At 43.8% G+C, this 24,209-nt stretch carries 12 protein-coding genes; 7 read left to right on the forward strand and 5 right to left on the reverse strand.

The window, feature by feature from the left end; genetic code table 11:
- The first annotated feature begins 11 nt into the window (after positions 1 to 11).
- The 3 genes from AC07NA_RS04525 (at position 12) to AC07NA_RS04535 (ending at position 5,183) form a co-directional block, all read left to right on the forward strand.
- Positions 12 to 1,217 (forward strand): DUF5000 domain-containing lipoprotein, encoded by a 1,206-nt coding sequence (locus AC07NA_RS04525; protein ID WP_494896039.1) that lies wholly within the window; start codon positions 12 to 14, stop codon positions 1,215 to 1,217.
- A 31-nt stretch (positions 1,218 to 1,248) separates the two neighbouring features.
- The gene (locus AC07NA_RS04530) at positions 1,249 to 2,496 is read left to right on the forward strand and encodes a DUF4998 domain-containing protein (protein WP_494896041.1); all 1,248 of its coding nucleotides are present in this window, start codon (positions 1,249 to 1,251) and stop codon (positions 2,494 to 2,496) included.
- 239 nt (positions 2,497 to 2,735) lie between these two features.
- On the forward strand, positions 2,736 to 5,183 hold the full coding sequence (locus AC07NA_RS04535; RefSeq protein ID WP_494896043.1) for a TonB-dependent siderophore receptor: 2,448 nt from the start codon (positions 2,736 to 2,738) through the stop codon (positions 5,181 to 5,183).
- An 89-nt stretch (positions 5,184 to 5,272) separates the two neighbouring features.
- On the opposite strand, the gene AC07NA_RS04540 is transcribed toward AC07NA_RS04535, so the two are convergent.
- Positions 5,273 to 6,151 carry an AraC family transcriptional regulator gene (locus tag AC07NA_RS04540; RefSeq protein ID WP_494896045.1) on the reverse strand — a complete coding sequence of 293 codons (879 nt, stop codon included), beginning with the start codon at positions 6,149 to 6,151 and terminating at the stop codon, positions 5,273 to 5,275.
- Between the two features lie 356 nt (positions 6,152 to 6,507).
- Between AC07NA_RS04540 and AC07NA_RS04545 the strand changes: the two genes are divergently transcribed.
- From AC07NA_RS04545 to AC07NA_RS04555, 3 genes are all read left to right on the forward strand, one after another.
- Positions 6,508 to 10,641: a hybrid sensor histidine kinase/response regulator gene (locus AC07NA_RS04545; protein WP_494896047.1), complete on the forward strand. Its 4,134-nt coding sequence runs from the start codon at positions 6,508 to 6,510 to the stop codon at positions 10,639 to 10,641.
- 336 nt (positions 10,642 to 10,977) lie between these two features.
- Positions 10,978 to 12,114 carry a glycoside hydrolase family 43 protein gene (locus AC07NA_RS04550; RefSeq protein ID WP_494896049.1) on the forward strand — a complete coding sequence of 379 codons (1,137 nt, stop codon included), beginning with the start codon at positions 10,978 to 10,980 and terminating at the stop codon, positions 12,112 to 12,114.
- A gap of 158 nt (positions 12,115 to 12,272) precedes the next feature.
- On the forward strand, positions 12,273 to 14,432 hold the full coding sequence (locus tag AC07NA_RS04555) for a glycoside hydrolase family 43 protein (protein ID WP_494896051.1): 2,160 nt from the start codon (positions 12,273 to 12,275) through the stop codon (positions 14,430 to 14,432).
- Positions 14,433 to 14,600: 168 nt separating this feature from the next.
- On the opposite strand, the gene AC07NA_RS04560 is transcribed toward AC07NA_RS04555, so the two are convergent.
- Positions 14,601 to 16,874 carry a GH92 family glycosyl hydrolase gene (locus tag AC07NA_RS04560; protein ID WP_494896053.1) on the reverse strand — a complete coding sequence of 758 codons (2,274 nt, stop codon included), beginning with the start codon at positions 16,872 to 16,874 and terminating at the stop codon, positions 14,601 to 14,603.
- A 661-nt stretch (positions 16,875 to 17,535) separates the two neighbouring features.
- Between AC07NA_RS04560 and AC07NA_RS04565 the strand changes: the two genes are divergently transcribed.
- Positions 17,536 to 18,780, forward strand: a complete 1,245-nt coding sequence (locus AC07NA_RS04565) for an SMI1/KNR4 family protein (RefSeq protein ID WP_494896055.1) — start codon at positions 17,536 to 17,538, stop codon at positions 18,778 to 18,780.
- Between the two features lie 368 nt (positions 18,781 to 19,148).
- Here the strand turns inward: AC07NA_RS04565 and AC07NA_RS04570 are convergent, their stop codons facing one another.
- The 3 genes from AC07NA_RS04570 to AC07NA_RS04580 all read right to left on the reverse strand — a co-directional run bounded on the left by AC07NA_RS04570 (position 19,149) and on the right by AC07NA_RS04580 (position 24,177).
- Positions 19,149 to 21,974 (reverse strand): outer membrane beta-barrel protein, encoded by a 2,826-nt coding sequence (locus AC07NA_RS04570; RefSeq protein WP_494896057.1) that lies wholly within the window; start codon positions 21,972 to 21,974, stop codon positions 19,149 to 19,151.
- Between the two features lie 5 nt (positions 21,975 to 21,979).
- Positions 21,980 to 23,245: a DUF4934 domain-containing protein gene (locus AC07NA_RS04575; protein WP_494896059.1), complete on the reverse strand. Its 1,266-nt coding sequence runs from the start codon at positions 23,243 to 23,245 to the stop codon at positions 21,980 to 21,982.
- A 152-nt stretch (positions 23,246 to 23,397) separates the two neighbouring features.
- Positions 23,398 to 24,177: a DUF5995 family protein gene (locus tag AC07NA_RS04580; protein ID WP_494896061.1), complete on the reverse strand. Its 780-nt coding sequence runs from the start codon at positions 24,175 to 24,177 to the stop codon at positions 23,398 to 23,400.
- Positions 24,178 to 24,209 lie beyond the last annotated feature (32 nt).

Consider the following 24,209-nt stretch of genomic DNA (forward strand, 5'->3'; position numbering starts at 1 on the left):
AATATAGCAAAATGAAAACAATAAAATATATACCTGTACTGGCTGCATTAACCCTGTTGATGTACTCGGGCTGTAAGCAGGATAGCATAAATACACCTACCATAACCAATAAGAACCAGCCGGGGGCGGTATCAAATGTTGATGTGGTTAATAAGAACGGGGCTGCAACGCTTACGTACTCATTACCATCAAACCCCGACTTGTTATACGTAAAAGCAGTTTATGAAACAGGCCCAGGTAAAAAGCGTGAGGTAATAGCCTCAAACTATACCAACAGCTTAACCATTGATGGCTTTGCCGATACGTTGGCTCATGAAGTGCAACTATACGCGGTTAACTCAAGCGAGGTGCTGTCCGCGCCGGTAACGGTTACGGTTACGCCATTGGTGGCGCCATTTATACTGGCTTTCCGCTCGTTAAAGGTAACACCAACTTTTGGCGGTTTTAACGTGGTTTGCGCTAACCCAAGCAAGGCCGATCTGAGCATTGTGCCTATGGTTGATACCGCTAACAACGGCCAGTTGGTGCAGCCAACCGGTATGGATAATATTTACGGTAACAGCGTAGAGATTAAGAAAGTACAGCGCGGGCAACCATCAGTTGAACGTACCTATGCCTTTTATGTGCGCGACCGTTGGCTCAACCATTCAGATACTCTTTTTGTAAAACTTACACCGTTTTACGAAGAGCGTTTTAACAAATCAGAGTGGACAACCTACACGCTGCCAGGCGATGCTACTATACTATATCCCGGTACTACCGATGTGCGTAAGATCTATGATAACGATTATACCTCGGGCTGGCCGAACACTTTGTTCACTGTTGAGGGGGTAGGTACACCGCAAATGGTAACTATCGACCTTGGTAAACAGCGCACCTTCAGTCGCTTTATCATGAATCCTTTTGTTGAATTGGGTAATGTGTATTACGTGCGTGGTAACCCTAAAGATTTTGAAATATGGGGATCAAACAGTCCTAACATCAGCGGTGCCTTAGATGCCTCATGGACCAAAATTATGACTGTAAACATTATAAAACCTTCAGGCTCACCTTCGGGCATTGAAACCGCCGCCGACCAAACTTATGCCCGCGATGGCTGGGAGTTTGATTTTCCGGTAGGGGTAAGCGCTTACAGGTATATACGCATACGCAATTTGCGCAACTGGTCAAACTCTTACTTTATCAGTATGAGTGAGTTTACCTTGTTTGGTAAGTAGTTAATAGTAAATGTTTTATTTAAGTATAATTATGAAACAATATAAAATAACAGTTTGCTACCTGCTGGCATTAGTAATGCTGGTGGTAGGTGCCTGTACCAAGATAGATGATTTTAAGGATAAGTTTGCAGCCGGCGGCCCGCTTACGTATCCCGGTAAAATGGATTCGGTAAAGATATATTCGGGCAAAAACAGGGTGCTTTTAAAAGGACTGTTCACTTCCGACCCGAAGATAACCAAGTATAAGGTATACTGGAGCAGCAAGCAAGATTCGGTAGAGATACCTGTAACCAGAACCAACGGTGTTGATACTGCTAAACTGATCATTCCCTATCTGCCCGAAGGCAACATGACCTTTGAGATAAGAACGTATGATAAAGACGGCCACATTTCTATCCCGGTTACGGCAACCGGTAACGTGTACGGTACTTTGTATCAAAACTCGTTAGTTAACCGGGGCGTTGCCAAGGCCGAAGTGCAAGCCGATGGTTCGGCGTTGATTAACTGGGCCGATGTAAATGCCAATGCCGGTTTAATATCAATACAAATACGCTATAACGATGCCAAAAATATAGCGCATGATACTATTGTAAAATCAAAGGCTACTGAATTTAGTACCTCACTGCCTAATTTTAAAGTGGGTAATGGCTTTAGCTATAAAACAGCTTTCAGGCCCGATACAAGTGCTATTGATACATTTTATGTTGACTTTCAAACCCATAGCGTAAAAGCCGAAATTACCAGCATTTACCTGTCAAACTCCAGCAAACCATTTCAGCGTAACACTTTTGACGGCAGATGGGGAACACTGGCCGCGCCATGGATCACTAACGCGGCCGCTAAAAATAAAGGCGGCGTAAACGGTGGTTACAGTTCAGACGAAGGCGGCGTAATTAACTGGGAAACCTGGGGCAATACCCCTGTGGTGAACGGTATCATTTATCAGCCTACCTCGGCACCTCTTCCGGCCGGAACATACATCGTTTCGTTTGAGGCCTACTCCGAAGTGCAAAATAACTCATCCGTTTACTGTATAGCCGCCGCGGGGGGGGATGGATTGCCGGTATTGGCTAATTTGAATACAGCTTTAGGTTATGTTGGTATGTATAACAGCATTAACGTAGGCAGCACAGGCCCAAGTACCAAAGAAACCCGAAGCTTTACATTTACACTTGCCGCGCCACAGGTTGTTTCCATTGGCTTTTTGGGCAATATAGTGGGCAGTGGTAACCCGGGCAGTTACTTCCAGGTGTTTAATATCAAATTGTTCCAAAATTGATATTTGGCAGAAGTATACCTAAAGTGCTTTAAACCAAAATATCTACATAAAAAAACGGGCTGTATACAAAGGTATGCAGCCCGTTTTTTTATGTAATAAATTTTATAAAATGTTGGATGATTAGCGGGGGCAGTAGCACGAGATTGATCATATGTTTAAACATTGAATTTTATATATAATTAGTCTAAGTAAGAATAAAGTGGTTTATTTGTGCTTTTGAACATATTAACTACCACATTATGCGCTACATTCTACTTCTTTTTTTCTTTTTTACATCCACACATCTGCTCAAAGCACAACAAATATCAAAAGGTGCTGTACATGGTACAATAACCGGGCAAAACGGAGAAACAATGCCATCTGTAACCATATCCGTAAAAGGCCACTCAATAGCTACAAGCGCGGATGTTGACGGCAAATACGAACTTAAGCTCGATGCAGGCAAGTACACCCTTGTATTTAACTACATAGGATATGAAGCTGTACAACAGGTTGTTACTATTGAAGGTGATAAACTTGTGCTGCTGAATATCCAACTAAAGGGATCGGAATACGGTTTGCAGCTGGTTGAAATTACCGGCCGTAAAGAGAGAGGTTATAAAAACACCACATCCTTTAGCGGTACCAAAACGGCTACGCTTATTAAAGAAACCCCTCAAACTATCAGCTATGTTACCAAAGAAACCCTGGAAGACCAGCAAGCTTTTAAAACCAGCGACGCGGTGAAAAACGTAAGCGGTGTAAACCAGGCTTCTTACAACAATAACGATTTTGTGTTGAGGGGTTTCCGTGCCAGTAACACACTCATCAACGGGCTGCGTATTTCAACCCGGGCCTGGTCGCAAAACTTATTGCCTTATGTAGAGCGAATAGAGGTGATCAAAGGCCCGGCTTCTGCATTATTTGCTAATACTGATCCGGGCGGTACCATCAACACCATAACTAAAAAGCCGTTGGATGTGGCACGCCGTTCGGTAAACTTTACTACGGGTAGTTTTAATACTTACCGTACCAGTTTTGATTTTACAGGGCCTATGACCGATAACAAAAAGCTGCTTTACCGCCTTAATCTCGCTTATCAGAATGCCGAATCGTTCCGGATGCTGCAAGATGGCTGGGCAATGGTTATCGCCCCATCGTTCTCTTTTATTCCTAATGATAAAACAAGAATAAATTTCGATCTGGTTTATCAATATAATAAAGGGCGTTTAGATCGGGGCCAGCCAATTTTTGGCGGAACAAGCGCTGCCGACCTTTATTCTACACCAACCTCCTTTGCGCTTGGCCGCAGAAACGATTATCAAAACGAGCTGAACTTGTTTTCAACCATCTCTTTACAACATAAATTTTCAGAGAATATCAGCTTTAACGCCTCTTATTTAAAATCGATGTATGACGAAGACTTGCTGGAACACCGTACATCAAACCGTTACGCCACCGACTCGCTGGGTACGCAAATACCAACGCTAATGGAAATGCAAACCATCAGAAGGTTACGCAAAAACTATGTGGATAATTTGAGTACGTATTTTAATTTCAGGTTTAACACCGGTGAATTTTCGCACCAGGTATTGGTTGGGTATGATCGTATTACAGAACGTTTTCCGTTAGGTAACTCCAGTTATAATGCCGGTGGTTACTTAAACGCCGCGGGTACAGGTACTATTAGTCGTTACGATAAAAACCACCCCGAACTTTACCAGTTTAAAAACGGTATCCCGGTACCTAATGTGCCTTACTTTGACCTGGCTAATCCCGATTATTCTATTTCCGAAATATCACGTTACATCAACGTGTCGCAGCAGGAAACACCAAGCCGTTATTTTGTGAACGGAATATATGTACAGGAGCAACTGAAATGGAAGCAGCTTCAGTTATTGCTGGGTTTCAGGCAGGAGTATTATACCGATCAGCTTAATTATACTAAACCCAACCAAAGAAATGTGCAGCAAAAAGCCTTTATTCCGCGTGTTGGTTTAGTGTATACGCCTATTGAGCCGGTAAGTTTTTACGCCACTTATGTAGAAGGTTACCAACCGCAGTCGGCAGGTACTATCGGCGCGCCCGAAACATTTGGTGGTCCGTTTGATCCGCTGATCAGCAATATGGTGGAAGCCGGTGCCAAAATGGACTTTTTTAATAAAAACCTTTTCGTTACCACTTCTTTGTACCGCATTGTGCAAAACAACATATTAGTTAATGCCAGTGCCGCCGAAAACCCTGATCTGCTGAGGCAAATTGGTCAGCAGCAGGCAAAGGGTGTTGAATTAGAGGCCTACGGAAAAATTTTGTCAAACTTTAGCGTTACCGGTAACTTCTCTTACAACGTAGCCAAAATAACCGAAAGCGACGACGCCACAGAGGTAGGAACCATTATGCCTAACGCGCCAAAATCGCAAGGTAACCTTTGGATGCGTTATAACTTTTTACGCGGCGCGCTCGACGGCTTCGGGCTTGGGCTTGGTGCCAATTATGCAACCGTGCGCAATACTGATAATACAGCGCTGCAATTGCCGGCGTATTGGGTAAGCAATGCCGCGGTATATTACACAGTTGATCAGTTTAAAATTCAGGCCAACGTTAATAACCTTTTGGATAAAACCTACTGGGTTGGCGGGTTCGATTTTAACCGCCTGTTCCCCGGTGCTCCGCGAAACGTGTTGGTTTCTATAGGTTATACTTTTTAACACGCGTCAAATTCTGATAATGTAAAAAGAGGCTGCTCTCCTGTCGTCAGGAGGACAGCCTCTTTTTTATATGATGAATAATTCCGCTGTTAGCTTGCCCGGCGCAATTGTACATTGCCGCTGCTAACCATAAAATCTTTCCTGAAGTTTGAGGGTGATACGCCCTTATAGCGCAAGAATTGTTTGTTAAAATTAGCCGGGGTATTGTACCCGCACCTCAAGAAAATTTCAGAAATGTTTAGTTCCGATTCGATGAGTAGCTTGCAGGCGAAGCTTAGCCTTATCTCGTTTAAAAATTCGATATAGGTCTTTTTAACGCTCTTTTTAAAGTATTCGCAAAAGGCCGGTATGCTCATGCTTACAATAGCCGCCACTTCTTGCAGGGCTATTGGCCGGGTAAATTCTTCAATGGTAAATTTAAATACCTTATCGAGCCTGTCGCGCTGCTGGCTGCAAAAGTTGTTGGTATCAATGGTGGAGAGTAACTGGTGCTCACTGTCGCACGCGATGAGGTTGAGGCAGCAGCACAGGTTGATGATACGGTCGAAGCCGGTTTGTTGTTCAAGCGCTTTTATCATGCTGTAAAGCTGCATTTTACAGGTATCGCTTACCTTGATGCCGCATTTGGCACGTTCAAACAGGTTCTTGATCTCGGCCGATTCGGGGAGGGCTATAAAATCTTCGCCCCAAAAGTTCGATTTAAACTGAACCAGCACCGCGCCCGACGCGCCGTTGTCATCGTGTCTTTTAAATGTATGGGGTACATTGGCGCCTATTAAAAACACATCGCCGGCTGTAAACTTGCCTGCGTAATTGCCTACAAAGCAATTGCCGCCGCCCTCCAGTATCAGTATAATTTCCAATTCGTTATGATGGTGCCAGGGCACATCAAAATGCGGCGACTTTAATGTTTTGGCAAAAAACGCGGCGCCGTGTGTAACAGGCAATTTTTGTAAAACTGGTACCATACAAGTTGTTTTAGTTTAAATAATTGGTTTAAAAGTGGTATCGTAACGGCGTTGCACCCGGTGTGCAGCAATCGGTTTAAAATTGGTTTATGGTATTACGATACCCGGCAACTAAATTACCCCTTGCCTTATTTTACAAAGGGGGTATAAATCTCAAATAAGGGGGATAAACTGTTAATTTAACACCGTTCGGGCTGGTTAATGCAAAAAGGTATACCTGATAAATTATATTTATTAAAAGATGCGGCTTAAATAAATGGTGTATATTAGCTGTTAAAGCCAATTGTCCTCTTACGCTCAACTATTAATTGCCGTATAAGCCCTAAGTAAGTATGCTGTATTTTTGCCGAATTATTGTGTTTTTTACACTTATAAATAGCTGCCTGCCGGTAGCTGTTCACGCGCAAAACCAGTTTTTGATCAGTAGGTTATCCATAAAAGAGGGCTTATCCAATAATTCGGTACGTTGCATTTTTAAGGATAAGAAGGGCTTTATGTGGTTTGGTACTTTTGATGGTCTCAACCGCTATGATGGGTACGATTTTAAGGTGTTCCGCAATAAATTTAACGATACCACATCGCTGCAGCACAATTACATTTACGCCATTGGCGAAGATAGCCGTCAGAATATTTGGATAGGCACCGGGCAGGGCTTAAGTATATTAGACCCGGTTTCGGGCAACTTCAGGTGGGCGTATTACATTGACTACGTAACGCGTAAAAAGTATAAACTGCAACGTAGTATCACCCAAATTAAAAGCGATGATAAGGGCAACCTGTTTATCGGTACCAATAGTTCGGGGATGTTCATAAAACCCTTTAACAGCGATGTATGTATTGAACTGCCTTACCAAAAGGCCGATATTAACCTGCGCGATTATACCTGCCAGGGTATAAGCATTGATGGCGATAAGCGGGTATGGATGTTCCTTTTTGATATCGGCTTGTGCTATTATGATTATACCACGGGTAAGATCAGGCTGTTTGATGCTTCGATAAAAACGGTTAATACGATTGCTGCCGATAGCGAGCACAATATATGGATGGCTACTTTTAACGGGCTGATCAAATATGGTATCCCCCATAAAAAAATAGTAGCCGATTACCATGCCGGACCGGGGCAGCTTTCGGGCAATAATGTGATCAGTTTGCTGGCAGGTAACAAACACGAGCTTTATATAGGTACCGATGGCGACGGCATGAGCATTTTGAACCAGGCCACAAACACCTTCAGCTATGTTAAACCCGGCGAAAACGAATGGTCGTTAGGGAGTAAGGCGGTGATGGATCTTTACCAGGATAATGAATCGCGAATCTGGATAGCTACATTACGGTCGGGCATTAACATTATCGATGCCCAAAAAAAATATTTCCATACCATTAGCCACGAAAAAGGGAATAGCAATAGTTTGGTAAACAACTATGTGTCTTCTTTTTGCGAACTTGATGAGAATGCCCTTTTTATAGGTACGGAAGACGGCGGTCTATCGCTGTGGAACAGGAAGAGCAACCACTTTACCAATTTTGTACACAATGCCGCTGATGCAGGTTCGCTAAGCAGTAATGTGGTTACCTGCCTGGTAAAAGATCAGCTGAATAAAGTATGGATAGGCACATTTGCCGGCGGTATTAACCGTTATAATGCCCAAAGCCGGTCGTTTGAACATTTTGATTGTTACAATCCATCAACCCGCAAAACAGATAAAGATGTTTCATTATTATATCGCGATAGCTGCGACAACCTTTGGGCAGGCACATTCTCTGATGGCACCTTATATAAGTTTGACAGGCAACTGCAAAAGTTTACCGTTTTCGATCAACGCATTAGCGACCCTTACACGTTTTATGAAGACCGTAAAGGTCAGCTATGGTGTGGTACCGCCGAATACATAATCAAGCTGGATACCCTTAAAAAAGCCCATGCCTATTATAGGTTAGATAAACCCGTACGGGCGATACATGAAGACAAGGCAGGTAACTTTTGGATAGGCACAGAAGGTGCGGGTTTGTGCCTGTTTGACAGAAACACCGGCAAAGTAACCAAGCGCTATACCCATACCGAAGGATTATCCAATAATGCTGTATTGAGTATTCTCGAAGATGAATCGGGTAAGTTATGGCTGAGTACCTTTCAGGGGCTCACGAGTTTCAATTATCGCGATCAAAGTATGGTTAGTTATTACGAAGGGGATGGCCTGCAAAGCAACCAGTTCTCTTTCGGCGCGGCCCTGCCTTTAATCTCGGGCGAACTGGCTTTTGGCGGTATTAATGGCTTTAACATTTTTTATCCGGATAGTATTGTCACCCGTAATTATATGCCTGCCGTTGCGTTTACCAATATCAACGTTAACAATAAAAAAATAAGCGATGCCAATACCATTGTAAATAATAACGGCGCACGCAATATTGTAGGGTTAAGGGTGCCTTATAACGAGGCGGTGCTGTCATTTTCGTTTGCCGGGTTAGAGTATTCATCGCACGATCATATCAAGTATGCTTATTACCTCGAAGGTTGGGATAAAAACTGGATACAGGCAGGTAACCAGCGCACCATCAACTACAATAACATCCCCGAAGGCAATTACCGGTTACATGTACGCAGCACCAATGCCTTAGGGAAATGGAGCACGAAGGAAACCACGCTGAAGCTCATTATTTTGCCGCCATGGTTCCGGAGCTGGTGGGCATATTTGCTGTATGTTAGCGCCGGGGTAGGGATGATCTTCGCGTTCATCAGGTACAAAACCAACCAGGCTAAGCTTAAATATCAAATCAAGATAGAACGGATAAACAGCGAAAAAGAACACGAACTGAATTTACGAAAGACCTCCTTTTTTACCCATGTGTCGCACGAGTTCCGTACGCCGCTGATGCTCATTATTAACCCGTTGCAGGAAGTGCTGGCGAGGGTGAACCGGCAAACCAACGCCGAGCTTGATATAGTTTACCGTAACGCCCGCCGCCTGCTTAGCCTTATTGATCAGTTATTGCTCTTCAATAAAACCGAAAATGATGGTACCGATCTGCACCTGAGCCGCATCAACTTTTACGCGCTGTGCAAATTAACTTATGAAAATTTTGTTTACCAGGCCCGTAACAAACATATACAGTACGAATTTGAGGCCGACAGCGAGGCTATATTTATTTACGGCGATAAAGCCAAGCTGGAGGTGATACTGTATAACCTGCTATCAAACGCGTTTAAGTTTACAAAGACCGATGGCAAGATCGTGTTTAAACTAACTGAATCGGCGGAGCGTATCGAAGTATCCGTTTACGATAACGGTACAGGCATTGCGCCCGAGGTGGGCGATCATTTGTTCGAAAAGTTTTACCGTTCGCCAGGCCAGGAATCGGCACAGAAAGCGGGTTTTGGTATCGGTTTGTATCTGGTGCACCAGTTTGTACAATTGCATAAAGCTGAGATAAATTATAAAAGCAGCGCGGAGGCCGGGACAACCTTTTACCTGAATTTCAGGCTGGGCATGTCGCACTTTGAGGGGCTGCCTGTAGCCGCCGAGGTTGATGATGAATGCGTCCTTTTAACCGAACTGGCAGGCGAGCAGGAGCTGGTATTGAATAATATTGATCGTTTAGCTAAACCAGACGGAGCAGAGGTGCAAAATAATGTGGTAAGGACTAATGATACATCACCCGAGCTGACCGGGCAAATGGTATCTGCCCAAAAAACAATGCTGGTTATCGACGACCATCCCGATATGCGTGCATACATCAGCCAGATATTTAAAGATCAGTTTATTATTATCGAAGCATCTGACGGTAACGAGGGCGTGCAAAAGGCTAAAGAGTATATCCCCGATATTATTATCAGCGATATTATGATGGATGGAAAGGACGGGCTCGAACTGTGTAAGGACATCCGCGAGAACCCTTCCCTGACACATATTCCGCTTATTTTGATCACGGCCAACTCATCGGCAGCTATCAAACTAAGCGGCATTAAAGGCGGTGCCGACGATTATTTTACCAAGCCTTTTGATAAGGACCTGCTAACGGCCCGTATAGCTACTTTGCTCAATAATCGTAACAATCTGCAAAACTACTTTTACAAAAAAGTAACGCTTAACGAGCAGAACGTAAAGATATCCGAAGAGGAAAAGCTGTTTATTGACAGGTGCATCACCATTATAGAAAACCGTTTAGATGATGACGATTTCACTATTGATGAGCTGGCCAAAGAAATAAACATGAGCCGCTCCAACCTTTTTAAAAAGATAAAGGCGGTATCCAGCCTGTCGCCAAACATATTTGTAAAGTATGTACGCTTAAGGCATGCCGCCGAACTGTTCATCAACACTACCCATAATGTAAACGAGGTAGCGGCCATTGTGGGCTTTAAGGATATTAAGTATTTTAGGGCACAGTTTTTTCAATTGTTCGGACTTAACCCATCAGATTATATCAAAAAATACCGGGATCTTTTTTCAAAGAAACTCTCCCTAAATCCCGGTCTTAAAAAAAGCAGGTAGCGGGGTTGTGTTGCTTCCTAATGATTGGTTTTCGGCCTGTTTGAGCCGATAATGCCGCTTATTAGTTAATATAGTTTATAATCTTGATAAAAAAATGGTGGTAATAAATACACTTATTATCTAAACTTGCTTGTACTAAGAGTTTTAAAAAAAAGGAAACAATTGTCATTGCGAGGAGGAACGACGAAGCAATCCCGTAGTTGTACAGAGCATACTTAAAGAGCTACGAGATTGCTTCGTACCTCGCAATGACAAGTTTTTTAGATTTTATTGCCACACAACATTCTTTAATTCAAAACTATACAGCATGCTTCAGCCTGCAATGAACGCATAAAAATGAGCAAAATAAAAACCCACCTGTTACTAATCATATTACTGGCCACCGCCACGCTGCAACAAGCCTCGGCGCAAACCGGAAATGCTATCAGCGAATTTAAACCCGGTACCGTATGGTACGATAATAAGGGCGTAGCCATTAACGCGCATGGCGGCGGCATCCTCTATAAAAACGGACTGTACTATTGGTTTGGTGAGCACAAGGTTGAAGGCTCGGCCGGTAATACCTCTATGGTTGGCGTGCATTGCTATTCATCTGCCGATCTGTATAACTGGAAGGATGAAGGCATAGCGCTGGCCATGTCAGATGATCCGCAGAGCGATATTGTGAAAGGCTGTGTACTGGAACGCCCTAAGGTAGTGTACAACAAAAAGACCAAAAAGTATGTAATGTGGTTCCACCTGGAGCTGAAAGGTAAGGGCTACAGCGCGGCCCGTGCAGCTGTTGCTGTGAGCGATAAGGTAACCGGCCCGTACCGGTTTATAAAAAGCTACCGCCCCAATGCGGGCAAAATGCCTTTCTATCCGCAAGGCACGCCCGAAACTGAAAAAGTAAACTGTGCTGCCGTAGCAGATAACGACAAGTTTTTTTGCCGTGACTTGGATGGCGGACAAATGGCACGCGACATGACCGTTTTTGTTGACGACGATGGCAAGGCCTACCACGTATTCTCATCCGAAGAAAATTATACCCTGCATGTAGCCGAGCTTACTGCCGACTATACAGGCCATACCGGCAAATACTCCCGCGTATTTATTGGCAAACAAACCGAAGCCCCGGCGCTTTTTAAGCGGAACGGCATTTATTATATGATTGGTTCGGGCTGTACCGGCTGGGCGCCTAACGCGGCACGATGGTTCACGGCTAAGTCCATTTTTGGCCCGTGGGAATATCATGGCAATCCTTGCGAGGGGCCTAAAAAAGAGATCACCTTTGGCGGGCAAAGTACCCATGTACTGCCTATAGCAGGTAAAAAGGACGCCTTTATATTTATGGCCGATAAATGGGTGCCCGATAACGCCATTGATGGCCGGTATTTATGGCTGCCCATTACCTTTAAAGGCGATGATATAAGTATTGCCTGGAAAGATAGCTGGAGCCTGAACGATAAAAGCAGTTTCAGTTTGGGTAATTAAAACCGATCGTATACCGAATTAAGAAAAAAAGGGGTGCACATGCCGAATGGTTAATTAACCCCTGTTGATTTACATATTTGTCCCCCATGCTTATTGATAAATTGGCGGATATTGCAACGTTTGATAAACTTGATCAATTAAAACGAAAATACAATTTAATGAGTTTCTCTATAAAGAAATGTACTTTACCGGCATTGCTGGTGCTTTTGGCGCCGCTTTTTACTAACGCGCAAAAGCAGCCGTCGGCACAAAAATATACCGGCTATTTGTTCACCTACTTTACCGGTAACGATAAGGCCGATGAATCGATCCGCTTTGCTTTAAGTAACGATGGCTATAATTACAGGGCCTTGAACGGCGATAAGCCTGTGGTGAGTTCAGAAAAGATAAGCTCTACAGGCGGCGTGCGCGATCCGCATATTTTGCGCGGCGCCGATGGCAAAACATTTTACATGGTAGCTACGGATATGGTATCCGGCAAAGGCTGGAACTCCAACCGGGCTATGGTGCTATTAAAATCAACCGATTTGATCAACTGGACATCGGCCATTGTCAACATTCAAAAAAGGTTTCCGGGGAACGATAATCTGCTGCGTGTATGGGCTCCGCAAACTATTTATGATGATAAGGCAGGTAAATACATGGTTTATTTCTCCCTAAAAAATGGCGACGACCCGGATAAGATTTATTATGCCTACGCCAATGCCGATTTTACCGACCTGGAGACTACGCCGAAACAACTCTTCATCAGCCCGACTAACGGTGCTTGTATTGATGGCGATATTATTTTAAAGGATGGTAAGTATCACCTCTTCTTTAAAACAGAAGGTTCAGGTGCCGGTATAAAGGTTGCCGTATCAGATAAGCTGACCGAGGGCTATGTATTACAGGATAAATACGTGCAGCAAACCACCGACCCGGTTGAAGGCGCAGGGGTTTTTAAGCTGAACAATGGCGAAGGATACATTTTAATGTACGATGTGTATACCAAAGGCCGCTACCAGTTTACCAAAACTACCGACCTGAAGAATTTCGCGGTGGTTGACCAAAACGTATCCATGAACTTTCACCCGCGCCATGGTACGGTTATGCCGATTACTGCTGCCGAGATGGCTCGCCTTACAGAAAAGTGGGGCGTGGCCGATGATGCCATTACCTGGGCAAACGCCAACGCCATTAAAAAGCAGAATGTTGTTTTTGATACCGCGGGCAAAAAGCTCTACCTGCCGGTTAAGCCGGGTACAGCGTTACGGTCGTTCGATCCGCAATTTATACAGTTCCCGGAGATAAGCATCACCCCTAAAGCCGCTAATTTTACAACAGGCTCGGTTAAGTATACCATCGCCATAAAAGGGCAGGCGGCACAACAATATGAAGTAACAGCCAGGGAAGTGCACAACCCGGTACTGGATGGTTACTATGCCGATCCGGATATTTTGTATGCGGAGAAGACCGGCAAGTTCTACATTTACCCAACCAGCGATGGTTTTACCAACTGGGCAGGTACCTATTTCAAAACCTTTTCATCGGCAGATTTGGTTAACTGGAAAGACGAAGGCGTAATACTCGATTTACCGAAAGATGTAAGTTGGGGCAAACGTAATGCTTGGGCGCCTTGCATTGTAGAGAAGAAGATAAACGGTAAGTACAAATATTTTTACTATTTCACAGCGGCGCAAAAAATAGGGGTAGCCGTGGCCGATAATCCAACCGGGCCTTTTGTTGACCTCGGTAAGCCGCTGATTGATAAGAACCCCGAGGGTAAAGGCGGGCAGGTGATTGACCCCGATGTGTTTACCGATCCTAAAACAGGTAAAAGCTACCTCTATTGGGGTAACGGCTACATGGCCGGTGCCGAACTGAACGACGATATGGTATCCCTAAAAACGGAAACCACTACCATACTAACGCCCGATGATACCTTTAGGGAAGGCACGCACGTGTTGTACCGCAAAGGAACCTATTACTTTATGTGGAGCGAAGATGATACCCGCAGCGAAAACTACCGGGTGCGCTATGGCACTGCCACATCCCCGTTAGGGAAAATAACGGTGCCTGCAAATAACCTCGTGATAGCTAAAGATAAGGCCGCAGGTATTTACGCCACCGGCCATAACTCTACCATACAAGTATCGGGTACTGATGATTGGTATATTATTTACCATCGCTTTGCTTACCCTAATGGTATTCACATGGGGCAGGCGGCAGGCTATAATCGCGAAGTTTGTATTGATAAGCTGGAGTTTAATGCCGATGGTACTATCAAACAAACCATTCCTACACACGAGGGAATCAAACCTGTCCGGGTGAAGAAATAGGCGAAATATTGATTCAACCAATGTTTTAACTTGCGCTCATTTATAATGAGTGCTTAATCTGGGTTGGCGATTGCATCGCCACCGGCATTACAAATGCCCGCCCATATTAAGCACTAATCTCAGATCAGCGCAAGTAGATTAAATAAAAAGAAACAAGACACCCCTTATTTACTTTGCTTTTGCCGACAGCGAGAACGGCTTATCTGCCACTTCAATGCCTCGTTGCTCGTTAGGTTTATCACTCATTTGCAGCACCAGCGTACCGCCGTTAATAATATCGTTATAAGTGATAAAATTATGGTTGTAGTCCTTGCCGTTCAGTGTGGCCGACTGGATGTAAACATTGCTCTTGCTGTTGTTATTGGCCACAATGGTGAATTTTTTGCCGTTCTCTAAGGTAATGGTCGCTTTGTTAAATACCGGGCTGCCTATCACGTACTCATCGGTACCGGGGCAAACACTGTACAAGCCCAACGCGCTGATCACATACCACGACGACATCTGCCCCTGGTCTTCATCACCCGGGAAACCTTTAGGCCCTGCATTATACAGCTTATCCATAATTTGCCTTACACGGTATTGGGTTTTCCAGGGCTGGCCTACGTAGTTGTACAGGTAGGGCACATGCATATCGGGCTCGTTGCCGTGGGCGTACTGGCCCATTTTACCCAGCTGCATTTCCGTCATTTCGTGTATTTGCTGGCCGTAAGTGCCCACCTTAAAGTTGCTGTTGGTGGTAAAAAAGGTATCCAGCTTGGTTGCTACCTTTTGGTCGCCGCCCATCAGATCAACCAGTCCGTTTATATCCTGAAATACCGACCAGCTATACTGCCACGAATTACCCTCGGTAAAGGGGCCTCCCCATTCAATCGGGTCGAAATTAGGGAGCCATTCGCCATTAGGCAGCTTGCCGCGCATAAAACCTATCGATGGGTCGTACAGGTTTTTGTAGTTATACATCTGGCGGGCAAATATCTCCTGGTAAAAAGTATCGCCCGTAGCCTTGGCCAACGCGTAGGCGCAAAAATCGTCGTAAGCATATTCGAGTGTTTTGGCGCCGTATTCGTATACCTCACCTTTGGGTACATAGCCCAGCGTGAAATAATCCTTCCACCCTTCGCGGCCGTTTGAACCTCCCCAGGGGCCTTTATTGGTAGCCTCGTGCAGGTAGCCAGCCAGGGCTTGTTTCGGGTCGAACGTACGGATGCCCTTTGCCCAAGCATCAGCCAGCAGCGAAATGGCATGGTTACCCACCATTACGCCCGACATGCCCGGGTTTGACCACGTAGGGAAAAAGCCGAACTGCTGCTGCGCGTCGATCAGGCTCTGCATATACCGGCCCTGCATTTCGGGGTGTAAAATGTTACTCAGCGGGAACTGCGCCCTAAAGGTATCCCAAAAGCCGTTATCAGTATACATGTAGCCGCTATGCACCTTTTCATCATACGGACTATAATAGTAAGGCTTGCCATCCTTATCCAAATCATAAAACTTGCGCGAAAACAGGTTAGCCCTGAACAGGCACGAATAAAAAGTCGCCTTGTCCTCCTCTGTACTACCCTCAACCGCTACGCGGCCCAGCAGCGTGTTCCATACCTTGGTGGCTGCGGCCTCCGTTTCGTTAAAGTTTTTGAACTTGCCCAGTTCGCGGGTAAAGGTAAGCTGCGCTTGCTCGGGGCTGATGTATGACGAAGCCATTTTAGCCTCCACCACGGCACCTTTTTTAAACTGAATGTATGCGCCTACAGCCGTGCCCTTATTGGTTTTAGCGCCTTTGGTGATTACGCCGCCTTGCTTTTGCCATGTACCGTAAGCGGTGAAAGGTTTATCGAATTGTATAACAAAGTGGTTTTTAAAGTTTTTGGGGATGAATGTGCCGTTGGTTACAAAACCGATGATCTTGCGTTCTTCGGGGATGATCTGTAGTTCGCAATTGCCCTTATAGCCATCAAAAACAATATAGCTATCCTTTGTGCCGGTAAAGGCGAAGCGCATGTGCGCGCCGCGTTCGGTAACGGTAACACCGGTGGTAATGCCGTTATCAAACTTTACCTTGTAATAGCTGGGCTTGGCAGTTTCGTTAGCATGTTTAAATGAGGCGGCACGGTCGTCGTCGGTAACCTTTAGGGGGCCTTCAACCGGCATTAACGAAAATACGGCATAGTCGCCCATCCAGGGGCTACACTGGTGCACCTGCTGAAAGCCGCGTATTTCGCCCGCTTGGTACTGATACTTCCAGCCCTCGCCGTTTTTGTTGGTTTGGGGCGAATAAAAATGCTCGGCAAATGGCAAACCAACGGTAGGGTAGGTGCTGCCGTACGACAAGCCAAAGTCGGAATGTGTACCCTGCAAGGTGTTCACATACTTTACATAATCTTGCGCACGGGCGGTAAAAAATGAAAATACCACCAATAGGGCAGTGGTTAAAATTGGCTTTCTCATTCAGGTAAATCGTTTTTCAAATAAACGATTTAATATCTGTTTTTCTAATTTAATATCAAAAAATATGGATGATATGGTTTAAAGCCAAAAATGGGCATTTGTCTGACTAATAACATATTAAATGCTTTACAACCTAAAGGAATTGTTTTTTATTTCTTATTTGTAAATACAATTGCTTACCTTTGAAGCAATGTATTCTTAATACATTATGTGATAAGGTTTAGGTTGAAATCCCCAGGCAGCGAGTGCTCTGGGGATTTTATTTTTTAAGCCTTTTTTATTGGGTGGTAATTGGTGGGTTATTCTAAATTGGTTAACATGATGAAATGCCCCTGTTGCCTATAGAAACCACGAAGTAATAGCCAGTTTTGGTTGATCTGTATAGTCTATGTTATTGGCATACGTTTTTTGTATTACGCTTTTCTCCAACACTTTTCCTGCATCCTAAAGCGTCTGTCTCAAATGTATCTCTTGTGTCCTGATTCTCAACTCTTGACTCTAATGTATTACTTCTCTCTTCTTGTATCCTGATTCTCAATTCTTGCTTCTAAACAATACGGTAATTAGATCGGGGCACACGCGACACGCGTGCGCCAGCACAGGGACTGCGCTCGCTTGTTGTTGTAAATAATTATCTTAGCAATGCTTTATCACATTATACATGTCAATAACCCGGATAATACAACGACTGCAAACTTACGATGGTAAACTTGGGCTAACACTTCATAGGGGTGCCGATGAAGCATTGATACAGGCAGTGGAATTGACTTACGGCATAACAATGCCCGACGATTTTAAACAGTTTTATAGGTTTACCGACGGTTTTGAAACTATTGAGGATATCTTTAACATGATTTCGTTAGCAGATATCGTTGCCCGCTACGAAGATAAAAATACACTGTTCGAAATTGCCGAATACATGATTTATATTGATAGCTGGCAATTGGAAGTAAATGCGGAAAACCACAATGATTACCGTATAGTTTACCATGATTTGAATAATAAACTGGTTTTAACCAATTCGCTTGCCCAATTTATTGGCAGGTTTTTAGATGGCGGTGTTTTCTTTGATGGTGGTTTGTACGATTGGCATACCGAAATTAAAGCAGATCGGGATTATCACCTCAATCCCAAGGAGTTTATGACGCTGTTGAGTGTATATCGAATGGCGCTGATATACAGTTTGATTAGCAAGGAAACAGTCATCGCATGGGCGAATGAAATTATTTTATCAAGAAACGATGCCGATAATTTCTTTATTGAACTCTCGCTTAGCAGTGACGTTAATGGGGTGCTTAACGTTCTTAACGCATTGCCTGTTACCGATAGTATTATAACAGTAAGGGTTGTATTAGGCCTGCTATATAATAAGCTGTTAAACGGTGACATTGCTACATATGCCGCTATCAATATAATGGAGCAGAATAGTTTTATAGATTTGCTTACACCTGCTGAAGAGTATGATATTGGGTATTTGACAGATGGATTATGGATGAACGCAGAGGGCGATGCCAATAAATTAACCGATGATATATTAGCATTTTTGGCCCGGTATAAAGAGTTTAACTTGCAAAACGATGATCAATGGGTGTATATTAACTTTGCTATACAAAACAATATAGATAAAGAAAAAAACCAATATGATACACGCAGGGAGGCCGAAAGACACGAAAAATTAGCAAGAACAAACAAAAAGATAAGGATTATAAGTTTTGGTATACATGCGTTAGCATTGTTTGCTTTTATTAACTGTGCTATTAATTACCAGGCCGTAGTAACAGGTAGTATACACTCAAAGGTTCAGAATGATCTATATACTGTTTCTGTTTTATATATGGTATTGTTTGCAAGCTTTTACATTATCCGGTTAATTACATGGGCTTTAGAAAAGGTTTTTTACAGATAATTCTATTGCTTATACAAACAAATATGTTGTTTTAACCTCCCGCTGGCGCACGCGTGCCGCGTGTGCCTCATCCAACTATCCTCGCGTAAGGGATAGAAGTGGATACCGGCCAAGCGCATAATGCCTTGTGCGCGTATGAACGTATAGCCCGACCCGTAGGGATACGCCCTTAGATTAGAAGCAAGGTTAAAGAATCAGGAGACAAGATGATTGCGAGCGACAGACAATAAGGTATCTCGACTAAAACATGATGTACAACCAAGACTTACGAAGTTTTTAAAACTTCGTAAGTCTGTCTTTCTACTCCAATCTGCAAATTATCGCCTCTTGTCTTGATTCCTGACTCTTAACTCTTGCATCTAACAGAACTACTTACCCTTCACCCCAAACATGCGCGGGTAGTACGATAGCGTAGCCATAAAGTATTGTTTCAGCACGGTTTGGGTGCCGGTGGTGAGGCTGTTAGAGCCGGTATAGTTGATGATATTGGTATTTTGATGCAACAGATCGAGCGCGGATAGTCTGATTTCGGCATTATTGCCCTTCAGCATGCGGTAGGTGGCGCTGGCGTTCCAGATGGTGAAGTTCACATTTACGTTGCTCGATGAGGTGTTTTTGTTGAATATGATATTACTGCTCAGGTTAAAGCGCTTAGTAACATTGTAACTGCCACTAAAAGTATTATTGTAGTTCTTACTGCTGTATTTGGTATTGAATAATACCTGCCTTGAGCTTGATGGCGAATAGCCGGTACCGGCCTCTATAGATAGCTTGTCTTTATAAGAGTAAAATATTTGCAGGTTGTTGTTACTATTAGTTGAGTTGGAGGTATTGAGCGCCCCGTTAATATAATCGGGCGATTTACGGAAATTAATGTTCGACGAAAAGCGCAGTTGCAACTGCCCTGCTTTTAAGTTGAAGGCTTTGTTAATACCTATATAGCCATACACATTTTTTTGGCCGTTAACATTGGTGTAGTATACCTCGCGGCGGTTTTGATTATCTATTTGTACGCTATCAACAATAGCATCATTAGTAATTGACGCGCTTACACTGGCGTTAAGATAAAAAGCGTTCTTAGTTTTTTGATCGTTGTGGCTAAAGTTAACAGACAAGCTTTGCGTCCTGGCTTCTTTAAGGTTAAGATTGCCGCGTACCAGGTTATAAACGTTGGTACTATCGGTTAAAGGCGCCAGTTGCCATATTTGCGGTATTTGAATGCTATTGTCATAGCTCAGGCTTAAATTGCGGTAATACTCGCCGTACTGGTTATCATAAGCGCTGATGGATGCCTTTGGCAAAAAGCGGCTGTAAGAACGGCTGATGTTTTGAAAATCTTTAAGCGAGGTGGTTTTTTGGGTGGTAAAGTTTTGCACCGCGCCAACGGTTATGTTAAGGCTTTTGTTAAACCGGTTTGACAGGCCCTTGTAAAACGAACGCTGTATCCTTAGTTCGGGCATTTCTTCAACAAAATCCGTCTTTAGGTTATTACTTAAATAGCCGTTATCAACAAAGCGGTTGGTAAGGGTATCTAAATCGGTTACGTTGTTATTATTTTTATTGGTATTTATGCGCAGGTTGTTGGCCAGCGTAACATCAATGTTTCTGAAACCATCCTCCTTAATTATATCATCCACTCCCGGAAACTCTAACCTTAGCCTGTGGGTTACATCGTTTACCGCATTATCATACTGCCGGTTTATTTTACGGTTTGATGCCGGATTAATAAACGACCGGAAATCGCTGAGGTTACCGCTTTCATTATTCCTGTCGCTCAGGGCAAATTCATAATTAGCGCTCATATCATTAAACAGCGGGAACCCTTTGCGCGGGTAAGTATAGTTACGGCGCTGGTAATTGGCGTTAAAATTGAATGTTTTATAGTCTGAATTGTTAGTATTTTCAGACCCGTTGCTGCTCACCATATCCATGTTGTTGTTCAGGGAGTTGGTTAATGAGCGGCCGGTTGATGTACTGTTACCCGTTGTGAAAGATTGTGTAAGGTTAAGCGTTCCCTTTTTTGTGTTCAGCTCGTAACGGCTATTGAATTTTTGATCGTTATTGGTTTGAATATTGGTGTTCTGAAATTCGCTGTATAGCTGGTCGGCAGCACCTATAGTGCTTTGGGTTTTGCTTACGGTTGTATTTTCAAAATCGCGGTGCTGTACAAAGTAATCTGCACTTAGGCTGTTCTTGTTATCCCATTTGGGGTCTTCATAAAAATCGTACTTAAAGGTAACACCGCCCGATGTTGGTTTGGTGATACCCGTCGCCCTGAAATCGGGCTGGTAATCAACATTGGCACCCACGCCCTTAAAGGTTGAATTTTGAATAAGCCTATCGGTGCTGAAAGCCGTTTTATTGATATTGTTGCTGGCCCCCACAATGCCTATCTGCATTTTGGAGGTGTATATATTTAAGCTGGCATCCCCCTCGTACCGTTTATCAGTACCATAGCCTCCGCTGATCTTACCGAACATGCCGAACTTTTTGGCCTTTTTCAGTTTCAGGTTCATGGTAAGGGTAGAGTCGAGCAGGTTCTTTTCGTTTGCTTCGCGATATACCTGTACTTTTTGAATAGCCTGGTTGGGTAGGTTTTGAAGCGCTACTTTGGCATTGCCGCCAAAAAAGGGCTTGCCATCTACATACACATTCTTTATTTCGCGGCCGTTAACGGTAATAACGCCATCGCCCCATAGCTGCACGCCCGGGGTACGGCGCAGTACATCTTCAATCACCGCGTTTGAGTCGAGCTTAAAGGCCGAGGGGTTTATTTCGAGCGTATCACCATTCATGGAAATAGGCGGCACACGGATCTTCACTTCCTCCAGTGTAATATCGCGCATCTGCATAAAGATGGTCTTAAAATCAAAAACCTTAGTAGCGGCAGGTATGGTAAAGGACTTTTCGAGCAGGGCATAACCGGTATAACTTACTTCCAGTTTAAGGGGTACATCAAGCGGCAGGTTATTAATATTGAACTCGGCAGACCCATTGGTGAGCTGGTAGTTTAGCAGGGTAGTGTCTTTAGCATTGTAAATGGATACGGTGGCGGTACGTAAAATATAATTGCGGGCAGTATCTTTCAGTGCCCCCTTCGCGCTACCCGGTAGCAGGGCTTTGGTTTGCCCATACGTGTGCTGATAGCCCGTTAGCAAAATAATGCTAACGATCATGGTATAAATAAGGCGCATAAGGTTTAGTTGGTTTTAGGTTTAAGCTTAACTATGATAGGATTGCTTTTGCGGCTGCCTTCTTTAAAAAGCTGTGTTAAAAGCGGGTTATAAGTGCGTTGTTTATCGGCGTTTTGGTCTTTTACGTTAAATAATACCAACGATGAATAGCTGGTATAAAAATAACCGCCTTTGTATAACTGAAAACCCCGCTGCCTGAAATCGTAACCCAAACCGGCATCTGTTACCGGTAAAAATTGCGACAGGGTATCGGGTTGCAGGTCGACAAGCGACAGTAGCCTGCCATTTTTCAAATTATAAACAAGTGCATTTTTTTGCGATTGGTTATATTCCCACTGGTGGGTTTTAAAAAACAGGTTATCGCCAATGAGGTATGAATTGCCTATGGCAAATATCTTTTTATCGTTTTTTTGCAGGTACTCGAACCGCTTGTTCTTGTACTCGGGGGCGGTTAAAAAATCGACAGGCAAGCTAAGGCTCATCGGGAAAATAAAACGGTAGGCCATATACAGCTTATCGGGCGTAGCCATGTAAATGGTATAATCGTGTGCACGTATGTAGAACAATTCTTTAGCTGCACCATAATCATATACGCCTGCGCCATTTGAAATTACACCATCCTCATTAAACTTATTGGGCGAAAAGCCGAAGTATTTGCCTGTTTGTTTATCGCCGTTATAGGTTACAATTTCGTAGTATACAGAATCTTTATCCCTTTTTTCGAGGTGATAGGTTTCAACATGCGCGCCACCTGCCCCGAAATAGGTTTTAGGTACGTTCTTCTTGCGCTCCTCGTCGTCGTTAGAGATCTTTTTTATCACTTTACCGTCAAGGTCAAAAAACAGTGTGCTTTTCCTGGTACGTACGGTAACACGCTCGGTGCCGTCGAGTTTTTCTACCACAAAGCCCCAAAAGTTGTTTTCCTCTTTTTTAGTGCTTTCCTGCGGTACCTTCTTGGCATCTATCTTGGCCCTGAATTTACCCTGGTTAGTGAAAATATATACAGAACGGGTGTCATAATCAAAAAACACAAAGTGGTTTTCAACGAGCTGTAAATTGTCAATATTGCCGAAAAGGCTTTCCTTAGTGGTTTCGAGGGGGATAAACTCAACCTCGCTGAATACATCGGATACGGCCGCGCCCATGGCGTTAACAGGGTCTATACGTAATTTAACAAGTTTTGAGCTATCGGGAAGATCTGACTGGGCCAGTAAGGTAAACGGTAATGAAATAAATAGTGATACTAAAACGAGTGCTTGATTAAGTTTCATTTAATTGTGGCTGGTTTGGTGCCACAAGTATATCAAATTAAATCATTTATGTATGTTAAATATGGTATCATTTAAATGACAAAGGGCCTAAATGGTATTTATGGCATATTATTTTGCAAGGGTTTGAAAGCAATTTAACTTTTTGTTAAATATCAGATTGTTAACGCTGCTTTCGCATCTTCTTTCTGTAAAACATCAATAAGGCCTTTTACATCTTTGCTTTCCATTATTAGCACGGGCTTTAGTAAAAAGCTTACAAAAAAGCCTGGTTTTATAACGCGTTGAGCAATCAGCAGCACGTTATCGTCAATCAGCTTAATATGCTGGGTTTTGGTATGGGCATCCTCATAAGCAAGCAGCAGGGCATTTGCCCAGGCGGCTTTGCGGGCTGCGGATATACTGAAGTTAAGAACCGCCTCTTCCCGTTTGTTGCTTATTTTGGTAAGTAAACGCAGCGGAAACCAAATCTGGCTCAGCTTTTCCTGAATGTTATTGCTGAGTACGGCGATCACCTCGTTTATTTTATTAAAATCTTTCTCCAACCCCTTGATGCTATCGCCGGGGCAGCATTCGGCCGCGGCTATTGATAGATCGAGGTTGATGTGGGTATTGATGCCCAGTAACAGGTGTTGCAGTACAATGAGGTTACCGGTATCGCAGGCGTCAAAAGCGGCACACCAGGAGTTGCTGCACGGTTTCTTGTTTCTGTAAGCATCCCAGGCACTGATGTAGCGGTTGGCAAATATTACATCAAACTTTTCCATGCGGGCGGCATCCTCAAACGCTTTATTGGTCATGCCGTTTTTAACGGCCAGGGTCATTTGCCGGTACAGTACCGCGAAATAACCTACACGGCTGTTCCGCTGCCTGCAATCGGCAATTATAGCATCAAGGCTGCTAAGTACTTCATTTATAGTAGCAGGTAACATCATATACATAGTTATAAAAAATAACGGAGAGTTTC

Source organism: Mucilaginibacter sp. GW821-FHT07G05, assembly GCF_059418565.1.

Excerpts from the sequence above, each read along its gene's own strand:
- AC07NA_RS04525 (WP_494896039.1), top strand. The coding sequence starts at position 12 with ATGAAAACAATAAAATATATACCTGTACTGGCTGCATTAACCCTGTTG.
- AC07NA_RS04530 (WP_494896041.1), top strand. The coding sequence starts at position 1,249 with ATGAAACAATATAAAATAACAGTTTGCTACCTGCTGGCATTAGTAATG.
- AC07NA_RS04535 (WP_494896043.1), top strand. The coding sequence starts at position 2,736 with ATGCGCTACATTCTACTTCTTTTTTTCTTTTTTACATCCACACATCTG.
- AC07NA_RS04540 (WP_494896045.1), bottom strand. The coding sequence starts at position 6,151 with ATGGTACCAGTTTTACAAAAATTGCCTGTTACACACGGCGCCGCGTTT.
- AC07NA_RS04550 (WP_494896049.1), top strand. The coding sequence starts at position 10,978 with ATGAGCAAAATAAAAACCCACCTGTTACTAATCATATTACTGGCCACC.
- AC07NA_RS04555 (WP_494896051.1), top strand. The coding sequence starts at position 12,273 with ATGAGTTTCTCTATAAAGAAATGTACTTTACCGGCATTGCTGGTGCTT.
- AC07NA_RS04560 (WP_494896053.1), bottom strand. The coding sequence starts at position 16,874 with ATGAGAAAGCCAATTTTAACCACTGCCCTATTGGTGGTATTTTCATTT.
- AC07NA_RS04565 (WP_494896055.1), top strand. The coding sequence starts at position 17,536 with ATGTCAATAACCCGGATAATACAACGACTGCAAACTTACGATGGTAAA.
- AC07NA_RS04570 (WP_494896057.1), bottom strand. The coding sequence starts at position 21,974 with ATGCGCCTTATTTATACCATGATCGTTAGCATTATTTTGCTAACGGGC.
- AC07NA_RS04575 (WP_494896059.1), bottom strand. The coding sequence starts at position 23,245 with ATGAAACTTAATCAAGCACTCGTTTTAGTATCACTATTTATTTCATTA.
- AC07NA_RS04580 (WP_494896061.1), bottom strand. The coding sequence starts at position 24,177 with ATGATGTTACCTGCTACTATAAATGAAGTACTTAGCAGCCTTGATGCT.